Origin of the sequence: Enterococcus sp. NBRC 3427 (assembly GCF_007996925.1) — a bacterium.
GTDB lineage: Bacteria > Bacillota > Bacilli > Lactobacillales > Enterococcaceae > Enterococcus_B > Enterococcus_B lactis.
The window spans coordinates 15,693-31,252 of sequence record NZ_BJLL01000028.1 but is presented as its reverse complement, the minus strand read 5'-3'; the positions used below and the strand labels follow the sequence as shown (position 1 = coordinate 31,252).

Here is a 15,560-nt window from a genome sequence, read left to right as displayed (position 1 = left end):
ATTTTTCGGTCAAGTTCAACAACAGTTTTTACGCGTCGATCTCTGGCGCCTTGCCTAGATGAGCTTGGATCATCCAGATACGTTTTTCTGTAGCTGTTTTGAATTCGATAAAGATATCTTGTGTTGGATCGTCGCCTTCTTCTCCAGAAACTTCGATTCCTTTTTGGTAAAGATCTGCTAGATAGCGGTAGCCTGCAACAAGTGTTTCCAAACGTTCAGGAATCGTGCGGTCCCAACGTCCTACTTCATCAGGGATTTTCGTGTTATCTGCAAATTCACGCAATGTAGAATAAGGAGAACCGTCTAATGTGATCAAGCGTTCGGATACTTCATCTAACTGAGCGTTCAAATCATCCATGAACTCATCCATCATTGGGTGCAATGTAAGGAAACCTGGACCTCTCATGTACCAATGTGTTTGGTGAACAACAACAGACATTTGGCTTAGATCTGCAACTAATTGATTTAATACTTCTTTGGTTTGTTGGAATTTCATCTTTCTTGCCTCCTAACATTTTCTTACACTTAAAATAATAGTAGACTTTCAATGAAAAGTACAACAAAATCCTTTACCTGAGAACGATTTTCATTTCGCTTTTTTATCCGTAAAGCCAATCATTTTTCAGAATCAGCTAATTCTTCTCGCAGTTGAGCAAATTGCTGATAAGTCTGTGCTAAATGCTTTTGTGTCGAAACAAATAATGGATAGATTTTCTGATATTTTTTATGATCGTTTTCTTGTACTCCGACTTGCTCTTTCAATTCTATCAATTCCTGTGCTTCACTGATACTTTGAATCTTTCCGATGCTTCGCCAGCCTAAAATCACAGCTCCTAATGCGGATGCTTCTGTGACAGTAGGGAAAACAAGCGGGTAACCCAGTACATCAGCCATCATCTGACGAAAAATCGGAGATTGAGCAAACCCGCCTGTAGCACGGATCTCTGTGAGCTGATTTTCTTGGCAAACTCCTTTTAAAATCCGATAAAGGTTGAGACAGATTCCTTCTAGAATCGCCTTCATCATTTCTTTTTCTGTATGTTGCCGCTGTAAGCCGATAAAACTGCCAAACGCATCTGCGTCCCAAAGCGGTGCTCGCTCGCCAAGCAAATAGGGATGAAAAATCAGACCATTGGCACCCGCTGGCACAAAAGCGATAGCCGAAAGCAGTGCATCATATGGATTTTCACCTTTTTCTTTAGCAGATTGAACGACTTCCTGTAAAAATGTATGCCCTGCCCAATCAAAGATGCCAGCTCCATTGCTAGTCGCTCCTCCCACTACCCAATGTTTCTGATCCAGAACATAACAAAACGTCTCCATTTCTGGATGGAACTGAGGCTGAGTAGTAATAAAACGAAGTGCTCCGCTCGTTCCTACGGTCAAAGCGGCGATCGTATCACCAAAAGCACCTAACCCTAGATTAGAAAGCGGCCCGTCTGCCCCTCCCAAAACAAATGATATATCATTTGGTAAACCTAGTTCTGCTGCTGTTTCTGACGGTAGACCTGTTACTTGATAGGTGGAAGGAAATACTTGCGGCAATTGTTCTGTCCGAATGTCCAAGTAGTCAAGCACTTCTTCTGCCCATTGGAATTCATGGATATCAAAGTATCCAGTTCCTGAAGCTGTTCCGTAGTCGCTGATCAGTTCGCCAAACAATCTATAAAAGATATAGTCTTTGATACCGACAAAATAAGCAGTTTTTTTGAATAATTCAGGTTGGCTGTTTTGCAGCCACTTGATTTTGTTCAATGGTGTCATTGGATGAATCGGTGTCCCAGTCTGCCGATAAAATTCTTTGCCAAGAACGGTATATTTCAGTTTTTCTGCTTCGTCCGCTGCTCGGTTATCTGCCCAAGTGATCATTCGAGATAACGGTGTTTTCTCTTCATCCAACAATATCAGGCTATGCATCGCAGAGGAGAAGGAGACAAATTGAATGGTCGTGTCTGAAGGCAACTGTTTAATTACTTCTTTTATAACGGTGCAGACGCCTTGAAAGATCAATTCCTGATCTTGTTCTGCCATCCCTTGTGTTTCTTGGATCAAAGGGTAGCGAAAATAAGCGGATGCTGCTTCTTGGGCTTCATCTGTGAAAGCAACTGCTTTGGTTTGTGTGGTTCCGATATCTAATCCGATTGAAACGTTCATTTTTTCACCTCAAATTTTATGTATGTACAAAAATTTAGTTTAAGCTTGCGTATCTTGGTTTTGAAAAGGGGGAGATGGCGTGTTACTTTATTTTATCATTGGTTGCTGTATCGGGTCATTTTTATGTTTAACCGCCCAGCGGATTCCGTTAGGTCACTCTATTATTTATCCTAGATCTCATTGTGTCAAATGCTGTCGTTCGCTTTCTTGGTATGAATTGATTCCGATTCTCTCGATCATCGTCCAACGATTTCGCTGCCGCTATTGCCGGTGTCGGTTGCCCTTCTACTATTTGTTGGCAGAAGTCTTATGTGGTGGTCTTTTTGCCTGGTTCTTTACTTTTTCTTCCGCAAGAAATTTTTCGACGTTCATTTGGGTGCTTTCGGCTTTGCTATTTTCGTTGATGGACTTGTTTTACTTCATGGTCCATTCTCACACGCTATTCTGCTCCTGGGCAGTCTTATGGATTTTTTGGTTGCAGGACGGCGTTTTCCAATGGCAAAGTGTGCTGTTAACGTTCATCGTAGGCAGTGCATGCCTTCGCTATGGTCAATCCTATCTCGGAGCTGGCGATACTCTGTTGGTGCTTTCTTGGAGTGGGGGCTTGTCTCTGGAAGAGTTGCTTCAGGTCTTGTTTCTGGCTAGCCTGTTTGGAATAACCGTTTTTTCTGTTTACTTTATCTGTCATAAAAAAAAGTTGGAAAAGCTGCCTTTCATTCCTTTTTTGAGTAGTGCATTGCTGATCGTCCTTCATTTTAGGTATTGAAAAAAGGTTGTGACAAACGACTTGTCACAACCTCTGATATACGGTGTTCCAAAAGTAGCTTTTTCGGCTTCTTATTTCTTGCCTCCCCAATGTCGACGAATGAAACCGGCACGTCCAGAACCTTCTCGATAAAGATTGTAATGGAGCTTGTTTTTCTTGTAATAATCCTGATGGTAATCTTCTGCAGGATAAAATTCGCTTCTTGGTTCGATTTTTGTCACGATTGGCTTATCGAATCGCCCGCTGTCTTGCAATGCTTGTTTTGAACGCTCTGCAATGCTTCGTTCTTCTTCATCACTATAGTAGATCACTGGTCGATAAGAATCACCACGATCAGCGAACTGTCCTAACGCGTCAGTCGGATCGGTTTGCTGCCAATAGATTTCCACCAACTGATCATAAGAAATAACTTCTGGGTCATATTCGATCTCTACGGCTTCTGTATGCCCTGTTGTGCCTGTTGTTACTTGTTCGTAAGTTGGATTTGGTACATGCCCGCCTGTATAACCGGATGTCACAGAAATGATCCCTGGCTGCTCTTCAAATGGTTTGACCATACACCAAAAGCATCCGCCTGCGAAAACTGCTTTTTTTGTCATATAAAATCCCCCTTTTTTCTCATCATACCTTGATTTCCAAAAGGAGGATAACGTTTTGCTTGTGACAGAAAAAACGGAAACTATTATACACGTGATACGGCTTCTGATAAATGCCAAAACGAACGTACTTGATCAAAAACGGTTAAATCAGGAATCACATATTCAGCAGAAGGAAGATTTATGTTTTCACCTATTCCCAATACATGCATGTTACCAGCCAAAGCTGCTTGACAGCCAGCTTCTGAATCTTCAATGACCAAGCATGCATTTGGCGGTACATTCAATTGCTGTGCTCCTTTGAGAAAAACTTCTGGATCAGGTTTTGCTTTTGATACTTGCGTGCCGTCAATAATGACATCAAAATAACTTGTCAAATTCGTTTTTTCTAAAATGAGGCGTGCATTTTTGCTTGCTGATCCCAATCCAATCTTGATGTTTGTTTTTTTCAAGTACTCAAGAACAGCTATTGCACCAGGCAAAACGGAGGTTTCATCCATTTTTTGAATCGCTTGAAGATATAGATTGTTTTTTTGCTCAGCAAAGGCTGATTTCTCTTTTTCTGAGAATTTCTGTTCCATTTTTCCAAATGACAGCAATCGCTCCAGTGACTCGGTTCTGGATATCCCTTTCAGCTGCTCGTTTTCTTTCTCAGTGAATGGAATGGACAGTTGGTTAGCTAAAACCAGCCACGCTTCGTAATGATAACGAGCTGTGTCTACAAGAACGCCATCTAAATCGAATAGTGCTGCTTTGATTTTCATCGATTTCCTCCTTGAAAATGAACGACTTGAAGTAAAGATGCGATGTTTTTAGCTGCACGATGCAGATTATCAGTGGCTTGCTGTAAAGCTTCTTGTAAAGGGACAGCTGCAGGAAGGATCGGAAAAACGGCCGAAATGCCAACATCTGCTGCTTTTTCGCTTCCTTTACCAACACTTCCGCAAATAGCTATCACAGGAACGCCCTCTGGTACTCTTCTAGCAATCCCAACTGGCGCTTTTCCTTTTAGACTTTGTCCATCCAGACGCCCTTCGCCTACGATTACGAGATCTGCTTGCTGTACCCGTTTATCGAACTCCAGCAAATCCAATACGTAGTCGATGCCAGAGACTATTTTCCCTGAAGCAAATGCTAATAGTCCTGCACCCATGCCACCACCAGCACCACTGCCCGATACCTCGATTACTTGAGGGGCAAATCTCATGTAAAAATCATGCATGGCTTGGTCAGCTACTGCTAGTTCATTTTCTTTCAAGCCTTTTTGTGGTCCGAAAACAAAAGAAGCGCCTTCTTTTCCGCATAAAAGATTAGTAACATCAGTAATGACAGTGATTTTGGCTTTAGTCAACTCGATAGGCACGTTCGTTTTATCGACTGTAGCAATTTTACCTAGATTTTCTCCCAGTGCTTCTACTTTTTGATTATCTTGATCGTAAAAAGCATAACCTAGGCCTTCTGCCATGCCGATGCCGCCATCGTTGGTACTACTTCCGCCAACGCCGATGATGATGTGTCGAACACCTTGTTGCAACAATTGTCGAATCAGTTCTCCTACTCCTCGCGTGGATAACCTAAGTGGCTGTCGTTGGTTTAATGGGACATCTTTCAATCCGACGATTTCTGCCATTTCAAAAATCGCGGTTTGACCGTCTGAAGCGTACTGGATTTCTTTGTTTTTGCCAAATGCATTAGTAACGACTGCTGTTTGCTGCTTCAACCTCAAACTGGCTGCTAAAGTTGAAACCGTTCCTTCCCCTCCATCGCCTATGGGTAGCAGATCATATTCAGCCTGAACAAAAACTTCTTGGAAACCTGATCGAATGGCTTGTGCTGCCTCTAAGGCTGTCAGACTTTCTTTGAAAGAATCTGGCGCAATCAGAATACGCATTATTTTTCCCTCCGTTCCAAGATCAGTTCTTTTTCCAGCTGGTATTGGTCTCCATTGACAAAAATAGGTAATGTTTCTTTCGTCTCTTTTTTTATTACTATTTGTTTTTTTGTCAAGACGAACAGCAACCTGTGATTTTTCCAAATAAAAGGAAAAGAAATTTTTTCCCATGCTGAAGGAAGTCTTGGAGAAACTGAAAGAGTTCCATTCGTTACTGTAATACCTGAAAAACCAAATATAACTGCTAGCCATAGTGCTCCTAATGAAGCAGCATGAATTCCGTCATCTGATGAATGCGGATCTGGTCCTAAATCAATCAGGCACGCTTCTTGGAATAAACGATACGCCCATTCCATTTCTTGGATACGGCAAGCCTCTATGGCGTGAATCGCTTTACTCAACGATGAGTCGTGGATCGTTTTGTTCTCATAGTAACGCAAATTCTTAGAAACGATTGGTTGAGAAAAATACTCAGGTAATAGGTATAACAACATAACAAGATCTGCTTGCTTGCTGACTTGGAGTTCATTTACTTCGCTACGGGCATAATCAAGTAAAATAGACTGGCTGCCAGGACGTTCTTTGTAAGTGGTCAAATCAATAACTGGCTTGCTGAGATACGTGTCATCTTGCGGAATCAGCTGTTCTTTGTTAGGCACTGGCAAATATAACTTGTCTAAAAAATTTTGACATTCTTTCAAAAAAAGCGGATCGCCAGCTTGATATTTGACAGCTAAGGCCACATTATAATGCGCCAGATAGTTCGTATATGCATTATTGTCGATATATTCTGTGTATTCATCTGGACCAATGACTCTGTGTATCTCTAAATGATCATCGACTTTTACAGCTCTGCTCAGCCAAAAAGCCGCTGTTTCATGAATGAGCGTTTTTCCCTTGGTTTCTAAAAACGATTGATCCTCTGTTGCTTGGACATACTCTTGAACGGCATAAGCAAGGTCTGCACTGATATGGTGTTCTGCGGCAGCTGAAGCAACTTCTTGTCTTGTTCCGGTTTTGATATTCAATGCAGCAAATTTGGGTGTCTCTTCCTGACCAGTGTGCGCGCTCTCCCACGGAAAAAGTGCACCTTGATAGTGATGATCTCTTGCTTTTTGCCGTGCGCCTTCTAATCGATCATAACGATATAGCAGCAAATTCCTTGCTACTTCAGGAAACTGGTATAAAAAGAAAGGCAGGATAAAAATTTCCGTATCCCAGAAAACATGACCTTTATAACCTTCGCCAGTTAGTCCCTTCGCCCCTACACTGACACTTGGATCATTGCGAGGAGTCATAATCTGTAAATGGTAAGCAGAGAAGTCCATCGCTAACTGATCGAAAGAAGAATCGCCTTGGATCGTTATCCGATGCTGATGCCAAAAATCTGCCCAATAAGCCATCGACTGCTCTAAAATTTCTGTATAACTAACGCTTTTTTGTGCTTGGACAATGTTTTTCTCAAATGGGTCTGTTTGCTGAAGAGAGGTAGAGAGCACGATGATCTTCTCCAGCGTAAAGGACGTATTTTTTCTGATCTTTTCTGAAAAGGAAGCGGTGATCCGGCGATTTTTTGCTTGGAATACACCTGCTTTATTGAATTTAGCTGCAATCCCAATATCAATTTTACTTTCTGTTGTCTGGTAGGATGCACTGATCAAATCGTCACCAAATACTCGCAGTTCTTTTTCAACCAACTGCTGTGTACCAAAATTGGTTTGCTGTCCATCGATACCCGTTTTCACATCTACTTGGCAGTCTTCGGTCAACGGCTTGATGACCACTTTCAGGGCTGCCTGATGGAGATTATTTTGATCAGCAACACGACAAGTAATGACTTCCACTTTTTTTCCTTGAGCAGTTTCAATGAGCGCATAGCGTTTAAGCTCTCCCATTTCTAAATCTAGTGCCCGCTCGTATGCAAGAACTTTCATCGTCTCAAGAGAAAAATGTTCACCGTCGATTTTTATTTCCCATCTGATGACATCTGGAAGATTCACTAACTCGGCTGATTCTGCTCCTAAAGGTCGGTTATATACACCAGCTGCAAACATTCCCCTTACTTGATTCCGATAGTCTTCCTCCTGGCTTCCTCTGATACCAAAAAATCCATTTCCAATGGTCATCTGACTCGCATACTTATTGATATACTCTAAATCAAATTGTTTTTCTTCTACTTTCATAAGGTAATAACTTCTCCTGTTTCTGCCGAACGATATAAATTTTCCACCAGATTCTGGATGACATATCCTTGCCAGCCATCTGCAATCATCTGAGTCTGGTCACCGAGCGCCCGATTCACAAAATGAGCCATACTTAGTTCATGTGGGTCATTAACTGGTGTGGTCTTTTGTAAGGAAACCAGCTTTCCATCTACATCTTCGAATAGTTCGCCTGGATACAGATTAGCACCTGCCTGATCGCCACAAAAAGCCACATTCAGTTTGTCTTCTCTAATATTCAAAGCAAACGAAGTATTCAGTTGGATGATCTTGCCGTTTTCTAATTCCAGTGTGCCAAAAATTGCATCTTCTACTTTGAATTTGCTTGGATCCCATTTCCCGAATTTCCCTGAATTTTTTTTCGTACCAATTTTTTGGAAGCTGTACGCCCGAACGTTTTTTACTTTAGGAAATCCAGTAATATACATCGCTGCATCAAGCATGTGAATGCCATAATCGATCAAAGGCCCGCCTCCTTGAAGTTCTTTGTCGATAAACGTTCCCCAGCCTGGAACACCAGACCGACGAAGCGCATTCGCTTCGACGTAATAAATATCCCCGAGAACATCAAGATGATTCTTGATCATTGTTGCTTCGTCAGAAAAACGATGCTGGAATCCATAAGCCAAAATCTGCCCGTGTTTATCGGCTGTCTCTGCCATCTTTCTTGCTTGATCAGCTGTCATAGCTGGTGGTTTCTCGCACATCACTGAAGCATTAGCTTCGAGGGCAGCCAATACATGTTCGAAGTGAAATCGATTGGGTGTACAGACACTCACGATATCGGGAGAAATCTCATTCAGCATTTGTGTAACTGATGTATACGCATGAGAAAATCCTGTACGTCGGCAAAAGTCTTCTGCTCGCTGGCTGACTGGATCAACCACAGCGACCAATTCTAAGACATCTGATCTTTTTTGATAATAAGCAGCATGTACTTTTTCTGCTACTTGTCCAGCGCCTATGATTGCTACTTTCTTCATTTATTTCTCCCTCCTTTGCTTATTTACTTATTGTTTTTCTTTCTCTAAATCATTTAAATGACGCGCTGTTTCCAGACAGTTTTTCAAGTATTGCAATGATTCCTGATAAATTTTCACTTCATTTTCTCCTCGCAAACGACATTCATATACCATATAACCTTCATACTCATTTTGAAGTAGCGTTTGAAAATGGCGAGTAAAATCAATTGCGCCAGATCCTGGTTGGTAGCGATGATTATCTGCTAAATGGATATGACCCACATACTCTTTTTGCGTAGTCAATGCTTTTGAAATATCAGCTTCTTCAATATTCATATGATAAAAATCAGCGATGATCTGCACATGTTTCAATTGATTAGAGTCAATATAATGACGCGCATCCGCTAACAAATTGATCATATGGTCTTGGTATCGGTTCAAAGGCTCCAAATAAATAACCGTACCTGTTTCTTCGGCTACTTTATCTAAATAACGAAGTGATTCGCTGACTGCTTTATAGTCTCCTTCTTTGCTTCGGGGTGAAACCATCGGCGGTAATCGATAAGTGAACATTCCCCAAGCTGCTGGGATAACGATTCCTTTGCCACCAACCTCGCTTAGTGCACGCAAAATCTCAGCAATTTGACGTACACCATTAAGACGCCGTTCTTCGATGAAGTCACCGATCCACCCATCGTATCCGTTACAAGCTGTCACTACTGGGATCCCTGTTTCTTTGATTGCCTGTTTGACTGTATCGATATTTTCTATTAACAACTTACCGTCGATTTCGTATTCTTCAAATCCACAGTCTTTGATAAATCTAAATTTTTCTAAAATGTCTCTTGGGAAAAATGCTTGATCTTGCGTACCGAATTTCATTGTTCTCCTCCTCGGACTTGAACGCCCATTTTGATACTTTCTTCTGGGTGCTGGTCTACATAACGCATGTAAGCTTCTGCGCTTTCTGCAAATGGCACAACTGGATCAATGATTTCTTCACAATCCAAGTAACCGTTCATCAATAATTCCCAACATGTGTCCTCGATTCGTTTACGGTTCCATCTTGGGTAATCTGGGTTTGGTTCACTAGATGCTCGAGCAAAGACGATTTTTGCATTATTGAAATGTGCTTCGCGACCAAGATTAAACCCAGCTGGAAAAGGTTTAGCAAAGGCAACATAAGAAATGATCCCGCCATAGCCGATCCCTCTTAAAGAAGCTTGTAATGTGGCAGCACTGCCACTCGTTTCAATAACTGAATCTACTCCACGTTTATCTGTCAATTCCTTTAGACGAAAACCGACATCTGCTTTCATAGGATCTAGCGTGTAATCGGCACCGTATTTTTCTGCTAATTCTCTACGCTGCGCTATGGGATCGATCCCAACAATGGTAGTAGCACCTGCTTTTTTAGCTAATTGAATCGCAATTTGCCCGATAGCGCCTAAACCGAAGATTGCTACAGCATCACCTGCTCGAACATGTGCTTCCCGGATACCACCTAAAGCGAATTGAGCAGGATCGTAACATACTGCATTTTTCCATTGATCCAACCGATCAAGTTTACGTAGTTTATAATTATCAACACCGTTTGTAATTAGTGTTTCACGAATGGGTCCATAAGTGCAGACTAACTCTCCTTTTTGATACTCTGTCACCAAACTGCCCGTTTCTTCGATCGTACCGACAATCATATTTCCTAATTGAAATTCGCCAAATACCACACCGCGTTGGCTTCCTTCTTCTCTTGGCAAGAATAGGCGCCATTCTTCTGAAAATTCTTCATCGATAAATGGACTTAATCCTCTAAAGTCGACAATTTCTGTTCCTGGTTTTGGAGTAGCGAAAATTACTCGGATACGTACTTCGTTCTTTTCGATCTCACGGTCTTCGTAATCTTTGAATCCGGCTATTCTTGGTTCTAATGCAACTAATTTTTTCATCTTTTCTTTCCTCTTTCTTTTCTTTTTATCCTTTTACGCCGCCTTCGACTAAATCACCTTTAATGAATCGTTCAGATAACGCATACATAATGATGACTGGTAAAGCGGTCACCAATGAAGCGGCCATCATTCGTCCCCAAATGTAGTCTGGTGTACTGAATAATGTGTTCAAACCGATTGGTAAAGTAAATTTTTCGGAGGTCGACAGGAAAATCGAAGCAAATAAATAATCATTCCACGAAACCATAAAACAATAAACGAAGACAGAAATGATTCCAGAAATAGCCAATGGTATAATGATCCGAATAATGATCTGGATCCGGCTAAGACCATCGATCATTGCTGCTTCTTCAATATCAGCCGGAATCGTGTCAAAATAACTTTTTAGCATGAATATCGCAGTAGGAAGTGTTTGAACGACCATCGTGATAATCAGTGCTGTATTGGTATCATACAAACCTAGACTGGAAATGATTTTAAATAATGGAACAACGATCAAAATACCGGAAAACATATAAACGGTGTAAAAGCTAGCATTGATTTTCGAGCGAGCTTTGAAGCGTAGTTTTGACAAAGCGTATGCCCCGCTGATCCCAATCACTACTGCAGTTACGGAGGCTATCAAGGAGATCACTAAACTATTTTTGAAATACATGATGAATGGAAAAATCTCAGCATTGAAAATATCCTGATAATGTTCAAAAGTCCATTCTTTCGGAAAAATAGTTTGTGTCGTTGCAATTGCTTCTTGTGAATCCTTGAATGATGTCATCAGCATGATCAAAAATGGAAACAAATTGACAGCTAATAGCAACAAAATCGTCGCGTAAAATAAGATTTTCCTGCTCTTTTTATTTTTCATTTCAAGTCCACCTTCTTTCGTGAGAGCAAGACGACCGCTGCAATAATGATGAACAATAGAATCGATATAGCTGCTGCTTTTCCAAGATCATTGAACGCAAAGGCTGTCTGATACAAATAAACGCCTAAGATATTGACTTTATTCGTCAGTAGATAGACATCTGTAAACATATAGAACATCCAGATAGATCGTAAAACAATCACAGTTGCTAGTACTGGTTTGATTGCCGGCAGTGTCACGATCTTGAACTTCTGCCAAGCATTTGCACCGTCCATTTCAGCTGCTTCATAAAGCGTTTTGTCGACTGTTTGCAAAATAGCCAAAAATGAAATAAACGCATACGGATAGTATCTCCAGATCGCAAACAAAACGACCATAAAGAAGCTAGCAACTGGCTGATCGAACCACAGCGGTGCTTCGTTGAAAAGCTGCAACCTATCTACTAACAGATCATTGACGATTCCATAACTATTATTGAACATATATTTCCAAGCAAAAATCAAAGAAATAGATGGCGTAACATAACTTAATAAAATCAGTGAACGCACCGTTTTCCTAAATCTGAACTTGCGGTTAAGCAAAATAGCTACGGCTAATCCTAAAGCTGTACTGCCTGCTACAACTAAGAATGTGTAAGCAACTGTTAAACCTAAAGAACGATAAAATTCACTATCACTTAAAATTTCAAGATAATTGCTTAATCCGATAAAAACGGCGTCTAAGTTAGGATTCAGCGGCATATCGAAAAAACTGATCTGAATATTGGAAAGCATTGGAATCAGCACTAAAACAGCTAATAAAAGCATGCTTGGTGCTAAAAGTCCCATGGCTAATTTTAAGTCAGAATGTTTCCTTGGACGATTCATTGAAACCTCCCCCTGATAATCTGCCAATAGCTATCTGATTTTTTCGAACACCATTGGCAGAACTTCTTGTTATTTCGTATTTTTTTGTGCGTCAGCTAAAGCTTGATCGACATCTTCGTTTCCGACAGTTACTTGGTTCACTGCTTTTCCGATCACACCTGAGCTTGTGATATCTCCCATTTTCGTGAAATTCTTTTCCCCGACTAGTCCAAAGACTTGTACTTCATCAAAAGCACTAGCAATCTCAGATGGTAGCTCGCCAAAAGACTTGATGACTTCATTTTCTTTGTAACCATCCAGTTCGACTACTTGTTTATTCACTGGTTGAGCACCACCAGGAGACATCAAGACCCACTTTTCCATGTTTTTCGGTTGAGATAAGAAAGCTGTGAATGCTTCAGCAGCCTCTTTTTGTTTCTCGTCTAGACCAGAAGAAATCGTCAATCCAGATACTGTGCCATAGACAGCTTGATCTTTTTGTGTTGGGATAGCAAAACCGATATTTTCTGAGTTCCCCGCTTCATAAACAGAAGGCAAAATGTAAGTTGAATAGATTGCCATTGGTGCTGTTCCATTCATGAAAGCATCTTTGATTTCTGTCACATCATTAGAGCCTGGCATCGTGTATTGGGATAAGTTTTGATAAAACGACAATGCTTCTCTCATCTTTTCCGTATCGATCGTTACCTCGCCTTCATCATCCAAAACATTTGCTCCATTTGACAAAGCAAATTGAGAGAACGCTTGCTCACTCATTGTTCCTTCAGCAGTAGGCATAGCAATTCCATATTGTTTATTCTCTTTATCTGTGAAATGTTGAGCAATTTTTAAAATATCATCCCAATTTTCTGGTTCTGAAAAACCAGCTTCTGATAATTTTTCTTTGTCATACCAAATACCTTGAACCCAGCCGCTAATTGGTGCAGCAATATAGCTTTTTCCATCTTCTGAACGAACAAGGTTTTTGGCTCCGTCATAATAATTATCTTCTCCAGCTTCCTCGATAACGTTTTGGACTGCCGTCTGATCAATCAGTTCATCTTTATCCATCACTTTAGCAAAATCCTGACTGACTTCCATTACTTCTGGTAATTTACCGGAACGAGCTAACGTAACGATTTTCGTATTGAACGCTGATTCTTCTACCGGCACTTGCTTGATTTTGATGTCTGGATTTTCTTTTTCAAAATCAGCAACCAGTTCATTAATCACACTTAATCGTTCCTGTTCGACAGAAGAGTGCATGAATTGAATCGTTGTCTGTTGTGATTCGTTAGAGCTTTGACTTTCACCACAAGCAGTAAGAAGAAATCCAGTAGCTAGCAGACAGGTAGTAACAATAATTTTTTTCATTTTTTCCACCTCTTATTTTATTATTTTCAGCCACATATATTCATACGGCTGGAATATCAACTTTCGTTCTTGACTGCAATGGATAATTTGTCCAGAAAACAGGTCTAGGTAATCTCCTTTTGGTAAAAGATAACCTGCTGATTGATTGGAAAAATTATGGATAACTAAGACTTTCTCTTCCTTCGCTTCGCGAATAAAACTGATAAAAGAATCTGCTGAGTCCAGTAAGTAAATCAAACTATTCGGATGGAAGGCTTTTTCTTTTTTTCGAATAGATAGCATCTGGGTCAATTCACCATATACTGCTGTTCTTAATGGATCTGTCTGCAACTCTTTCTCAATATCTGCTAACAAAAATTTTTGCCGATTGATTTTTCGATTCTCTCCTGTTTTTTCTACGCCTTTGTAATCATTTCGACTTCCCAGCACACTTTGAATATAAATTGCCGGCACGCCTGGTAACGTTACCAAAAATGAATGAGCTGCTAAAAAGCGTTTGCTTCTCCATTCCGTCGTATCTGTTGGAGAACTTAACGCATCTAGATACGTAGCGTTTATCTCATATGGACTGGTCGTTCCATCTGGGTTTTTCTTGTAGTTTACTCGGGCACCCTCTTTCTTCAGCTGTTCCACTAATTCAAGGATCGTTTTTTCCGGCAGAATACCTCTTATCGGGTTTAATCCGATTCCGTCATGGGAAGCTAAAAAATTAAAAAAGGTCGTTTTTTCCGATGTAAAATTGATTGTTTCTAACCATTCTTTCAACTTACTTGTATTTCCCGAGCGTATCGCGTGAAGAGTCAAAGGTGGCAGTGAAAACTGATAGACCATCTGTGCTTCATTCCTGCCATCGCCAAAATAACTAATATTATCTTTGTGTGGCACATTTGTCTCGGTGATCAATACCGTTCCTGGAGCTGCTTCATCAACGATTGCACGGAATAACTGAATAATCTTATGCGTTTCTGGCAGGTGTATACAAGAAGTTCCTAGTTCTTTCCATAAAAACCCCACAGCATCTAAACGAATAAATGAAGCGCCTTTTTCTAGGTAAAACAAAAGAATATCGATCATTTTCAATAAAACTTCTGGGTTTTTAAAATTCAAATCTACTTGATCTTCGCTAAAAGTCGTCCATACATGTTTTTCTTTCCCGTTTTTGTCGATGAAAGTTGTAAGTAGTGGACTAGTCCTTGGTCTAGTCACGCTGCTTGTATCTGTATCCAGTGGCAAATCAATAAAAAAATCTTTGTACGTATCATTCAAGTTTAAATATTCCTGAAACCAAGTACTTTCGGCAGACATATGATTGCAGACAAAGTCGAACATTAACCGTGTTTCGCTTCTCATTTCTTCTATATCTTCCCATGTGCCCAAACGGTCGTTGATTGCCTGATAATTTACAACGGAGAAACCATCATCAGATGTATATGGGAAAAATGGCAAGAAATGTACAACTCTAAATGTATCTGCCAAATACTTTTGATAAAATTTCTTAAATGTACGCAAAGTTGGTTGCTGCTCTTCAAAAAATTGATCCCCATAAGTAATCAAGAAAATATCTTCTTCGTCCCAATGCAGTTTGCCTGCCTGGCCTTTCTTCTGCTGATAATCACTGACTTTTTGTTCAATCATAAAGGCGGTTTTCTCAGCCAAATCTGAGTCGCGATAAATCGCTTGTAAAAGTTTTGTATACATCGGATTCCCCTTTCTTTTTTGGGAGCGTTCCCAACGATTTGATCATATTATGGAAAACGATTACTGTCAATAGCATTTTTTTAAATAATTTTGATATACAAAAAAATACAAATAAGAAAGCTTATGTATCAATAGTTAATAGCTTCTTAAAAAAATATGGTCTCTCATGATCATGCAAGCTATTCCTAAATTTTCAAAATCATAGACAAAAAAGAATGTCTATTGTACTATGGAATTATTCTAA

At 40.3% G+C, this 15,560-nt stretch carries 14 protein-coding genes; 1 reads left to right on the top strand and 13 read right to left on the bottom strand.

The genetic code is table 11. From position 1 onward, the window contains the following. Positions 1-28: 28 nt before the first annotated feature. Positions 29-496, bottom strand: a complete 468-nt coding sequence (locus tag ESP02_RS07765; RefSeq protein ID WP_002310545.1) for a DNA starvation/stationary phase protection protein — start codon at positions 494-496, stop codon at positions 29-31. Positions 497-615: 119 nt separating this feature from the next. After that, the gene (locus tag ESP02_RS07760) at positions 616-2,154 is read right to left on the bottom strand and encodes a gluconokinase (protein WP_002345621.1); all 1,539 of its coding nucleotides are present in this window, start codon (positions 2,152-2,154) and stop codon (positions 616-618) included. Positions 2,155-2,233: 79 nt separating this feature from the next. On the opposite strand from ESP02_RS07760, the gene ESP02_RS07755 reads away from it, so the two are divergent. Beyond that, positions 2,234-2,920 (top strand): A24 family peptidase, encoded by a 687-nt coding sequence (locus tag ESP02_RS07755; protein WP_002373838.1) that lies wholly within the window; start codon positions 2,234-2,236, stop codon positions 2,918-2,920. 71 nt (positions 2,921-2,991) lie between these two features. Here the strand turns inward: ESP02_RS07755 and msrA are convergent, their stop codons facing one another. From msrA to ESP02_RS07700, 11 genes are all read right to left on the bottom strand, one after another. Beyond that, a complete protein-coding gene (gene msrA, locus ESP02_RS07750) occupies positions 2,992-3,519 on the bottom strand; it encodes a peptide-methionine (S)-S-oxide reductase MsrA (protein ID WP_002373839.1) in 528 nt (175 codons plus the stop codon). Between the two features lie 83 nt (positions 3,520-3,602). Continuing rightward, positions 3,603-4,280, bottom strand: a complete 678-nt coding sequence (pgmB, locus tag ESP02_RS07745; RefSeq protein WP_002373840.1) for a beta-phosphoglucomutase — start codon at positions 4,278-4,280, stop codon at positions 3,603-3,605. Continuing rightward, positions 4,277-5,407, bottom strand: coding sequence for a glycerate kinase (locus ESP02_RS07740; protein ID WP_038399165.1), 1,131 nt, complete (start codon positions 5,405-5,407; stop codon positions 4,277-4,279). Before ESP02_RS07740 ends, pgmB begins: the two co-directional genes overlap by 4 nt. Beyond that, positions 5,407-7,590, bottom strand: coding sequence for a glycoside hydrolase family 65 protein (locus ESP02_RS07735; RefSeq protein ID WP_038399167.1), 2,184 nt, complete (start codon positions 7,588-7,590; stop codon positions 5,407-5,409). Before ESP02_RS07735 ends, ESP02_RS07740 begins: the two co-directional genes overlap by 1 nt. Beyond that, complete coding sequence (locus ESP02_RS07730) at positions 7,587-8,612, bottom strand: Gfo/Idh/MocA family protein (RefSeq protein WP_002373845.1); 1,026 nt, start codon at positions 8,610-8,612, stop codon at positions 7,587-7,589. The genes ESP02_RS07735 and ESP02_RS07730 overlap by 4 nt, the downstream gene beginning before the upstream one ends. Before the next feature lie 27 nt (positions 8,613-8,639). Next, positions 8,640-9,473: a sugar phosphate isomerase/epimerase gene (locus ESP02_RS07725; RefSeq protein WP_038399169.1), complete on the bottom strand. Its 834-nt coding sequence runs from the start codon at positions 9,471-9,473 to the stop codon at positions 8,640-8,642. Next, positions 9,470-10,537: a zinc-binding alcohol dehydrogenase gene (locus ESP02_RS07720; protein ID WP_038399170.1), complete on the bottom strand. Its 1,068-nt coding sequence runs from the start codon at positions 10,535-10,537 to the stop codon at positions 9,470-9,472. The genes ESP02_RS07725 and ESP02_RS07720 overlap by 4 nt, the downstream gene beginning before the upstream one ends. Positions 10,538-10,562: 25 nt before the next feature. Beyond that, the gene (locus tag ESP02_RS07715; protein WP_038399172.1) at positions 10,563-11,399 is read right to left on the bottom strand and encodes a carbohydrate ABC transporter permease; all 837 of its coding nucleotides are present in this window, start codon (positions 11,397-11,399) and stop codon (positions 10,563-10,565) included. After that, positions 11,396-12,265: a carbohydrate ABC transporter permease gene (locus ESP02_RS07710; protein ID WP_002302347.1), complete on the bottom strand. Its 870-nt coding sequence runs from the start codon at positions 12,263-12,265 to the stop codon at positions 11,396-11,398. The genes ESP02_RS07715 and ESP02_RS07710 overlap by 4 nt, the downstream gene beginning before the upstream one ends. Before the next feature lie 69 nt (positions 12,266-12,334). Further along, a complete protein-coding gene (locus ESP02_RS07705; RefSeq protein ID WP_002288135.1) occupies positions 12,335-13,618 on the bottom strand; it encodes an ABC transporter substrate-binding protein in 1,284 nt (427 codons plus the stop codon). Between the two features lie 12 nt (positions 13,619-13,630). Beyond that, positions 13,631-15,316, bottom strand: a complete 1,686-nt coding sequence (locus ESP02_RS07700) for an alpha-amylase family glycosyl hydrolase (protein ID WP_038399175.1) — start codon at positions 15,314-15,316, stop codon at positions 13,631-13,633. Positions 15,317-15,560 lie beyond the last annotated feature (244 nt).

Bases quoted from the DNA above. Each gene is read 5' to 3' on its own strand.
- ESP02_RS07725 (WP_038399169.1), bottom strand. From the start codon at position 9,473: ATGAAATTCGGTACGCAAGATCAAGCATTTTTCCCAAGAGACATTTTA.
- ESP02_RS07705 (WP_002288135.1), bottom strand. From the start codon at position 13,618: ATGAAAAAAATTATTGTTACTACCTGTCTGCTAGCTACTGGATTTCTT.
- pgmB (WP_002373840.1), bottom strand. From the start codon at position 4,280: ATGAAAATCAAAGCAGCACTATTCGATTTAGATGGCGTTCTTGTAGAC.
- ESP02_RS07760 (WP_002345621.1), bottom strand. From the start codon at position 2,154: ATGAACGTTTCAATCGGATTAGATATCGGAACCACACAAACCAAAGCA.
- ESP02_RS07735 (WP_038399167.1), bottom strand. From the start codon at position 7,590: ATGAAAGTAGAAGAAAAACAATTTGATTTAGAGTATATCAATAAGTAT.
- ESP02_RS07730 (WP_002373845.1), bottom strand. From the start codon at position 8,612: ATGAAGAAAGTAGCAATCATAGGCGCTGGACAAGTAGCAGAAAAAGTA.
- ESP02_RS07720 (WP_038399170.1), bottom strand. From the start codon at position 10,537: ATGAAAAAATTAGTTGCATTAGAACCAAGAATAGCCGGATTCAAAGAT.
- ESP02_RS07715 (WP_038399172.1), bottom strand. From the start codon at position 11,399: ATGAAAAATAAAAAGAGCAGGAAAATCTTATTTTACGCGACGATTTTG.
- ESP02_RS07710 (WP_002302347.1), bottom strand. From the start codon at position 12,265: ATGAATCGTCCAAGGAAACATTCTGACTTAAAATTAGCCATGGGACTT.
- ESP02_RS07740 (WP_038399165.1), bottom strand. From the start codon at position 5,407: ATGCGTATTCTGATTGCGCCAGATTCTTTCAAAGAAAGTCTGACAGCC.
- ESP02_RS07765 (WP_002310545.1), bottom strand. From the start codon at position 496: ATGAAATTCCAACAAACCAAAGAAGTATTAAATCAATTAGTTGCAGAT.
- ESP02_RS07700 (WP_038399175.1), bottom strand. From the start codon at position 15,316: ATGTATACAAAACTTTTACAAGCGATTTATCGCGACTCAGATTTGGCT.
- msrA (WP_002373839.1), bottom strand. From the start codon at position 3,519: ATGACAAAAAAAGCAGTTTTCGCAGGCGGATGCTTTTGGTGTATGGTC.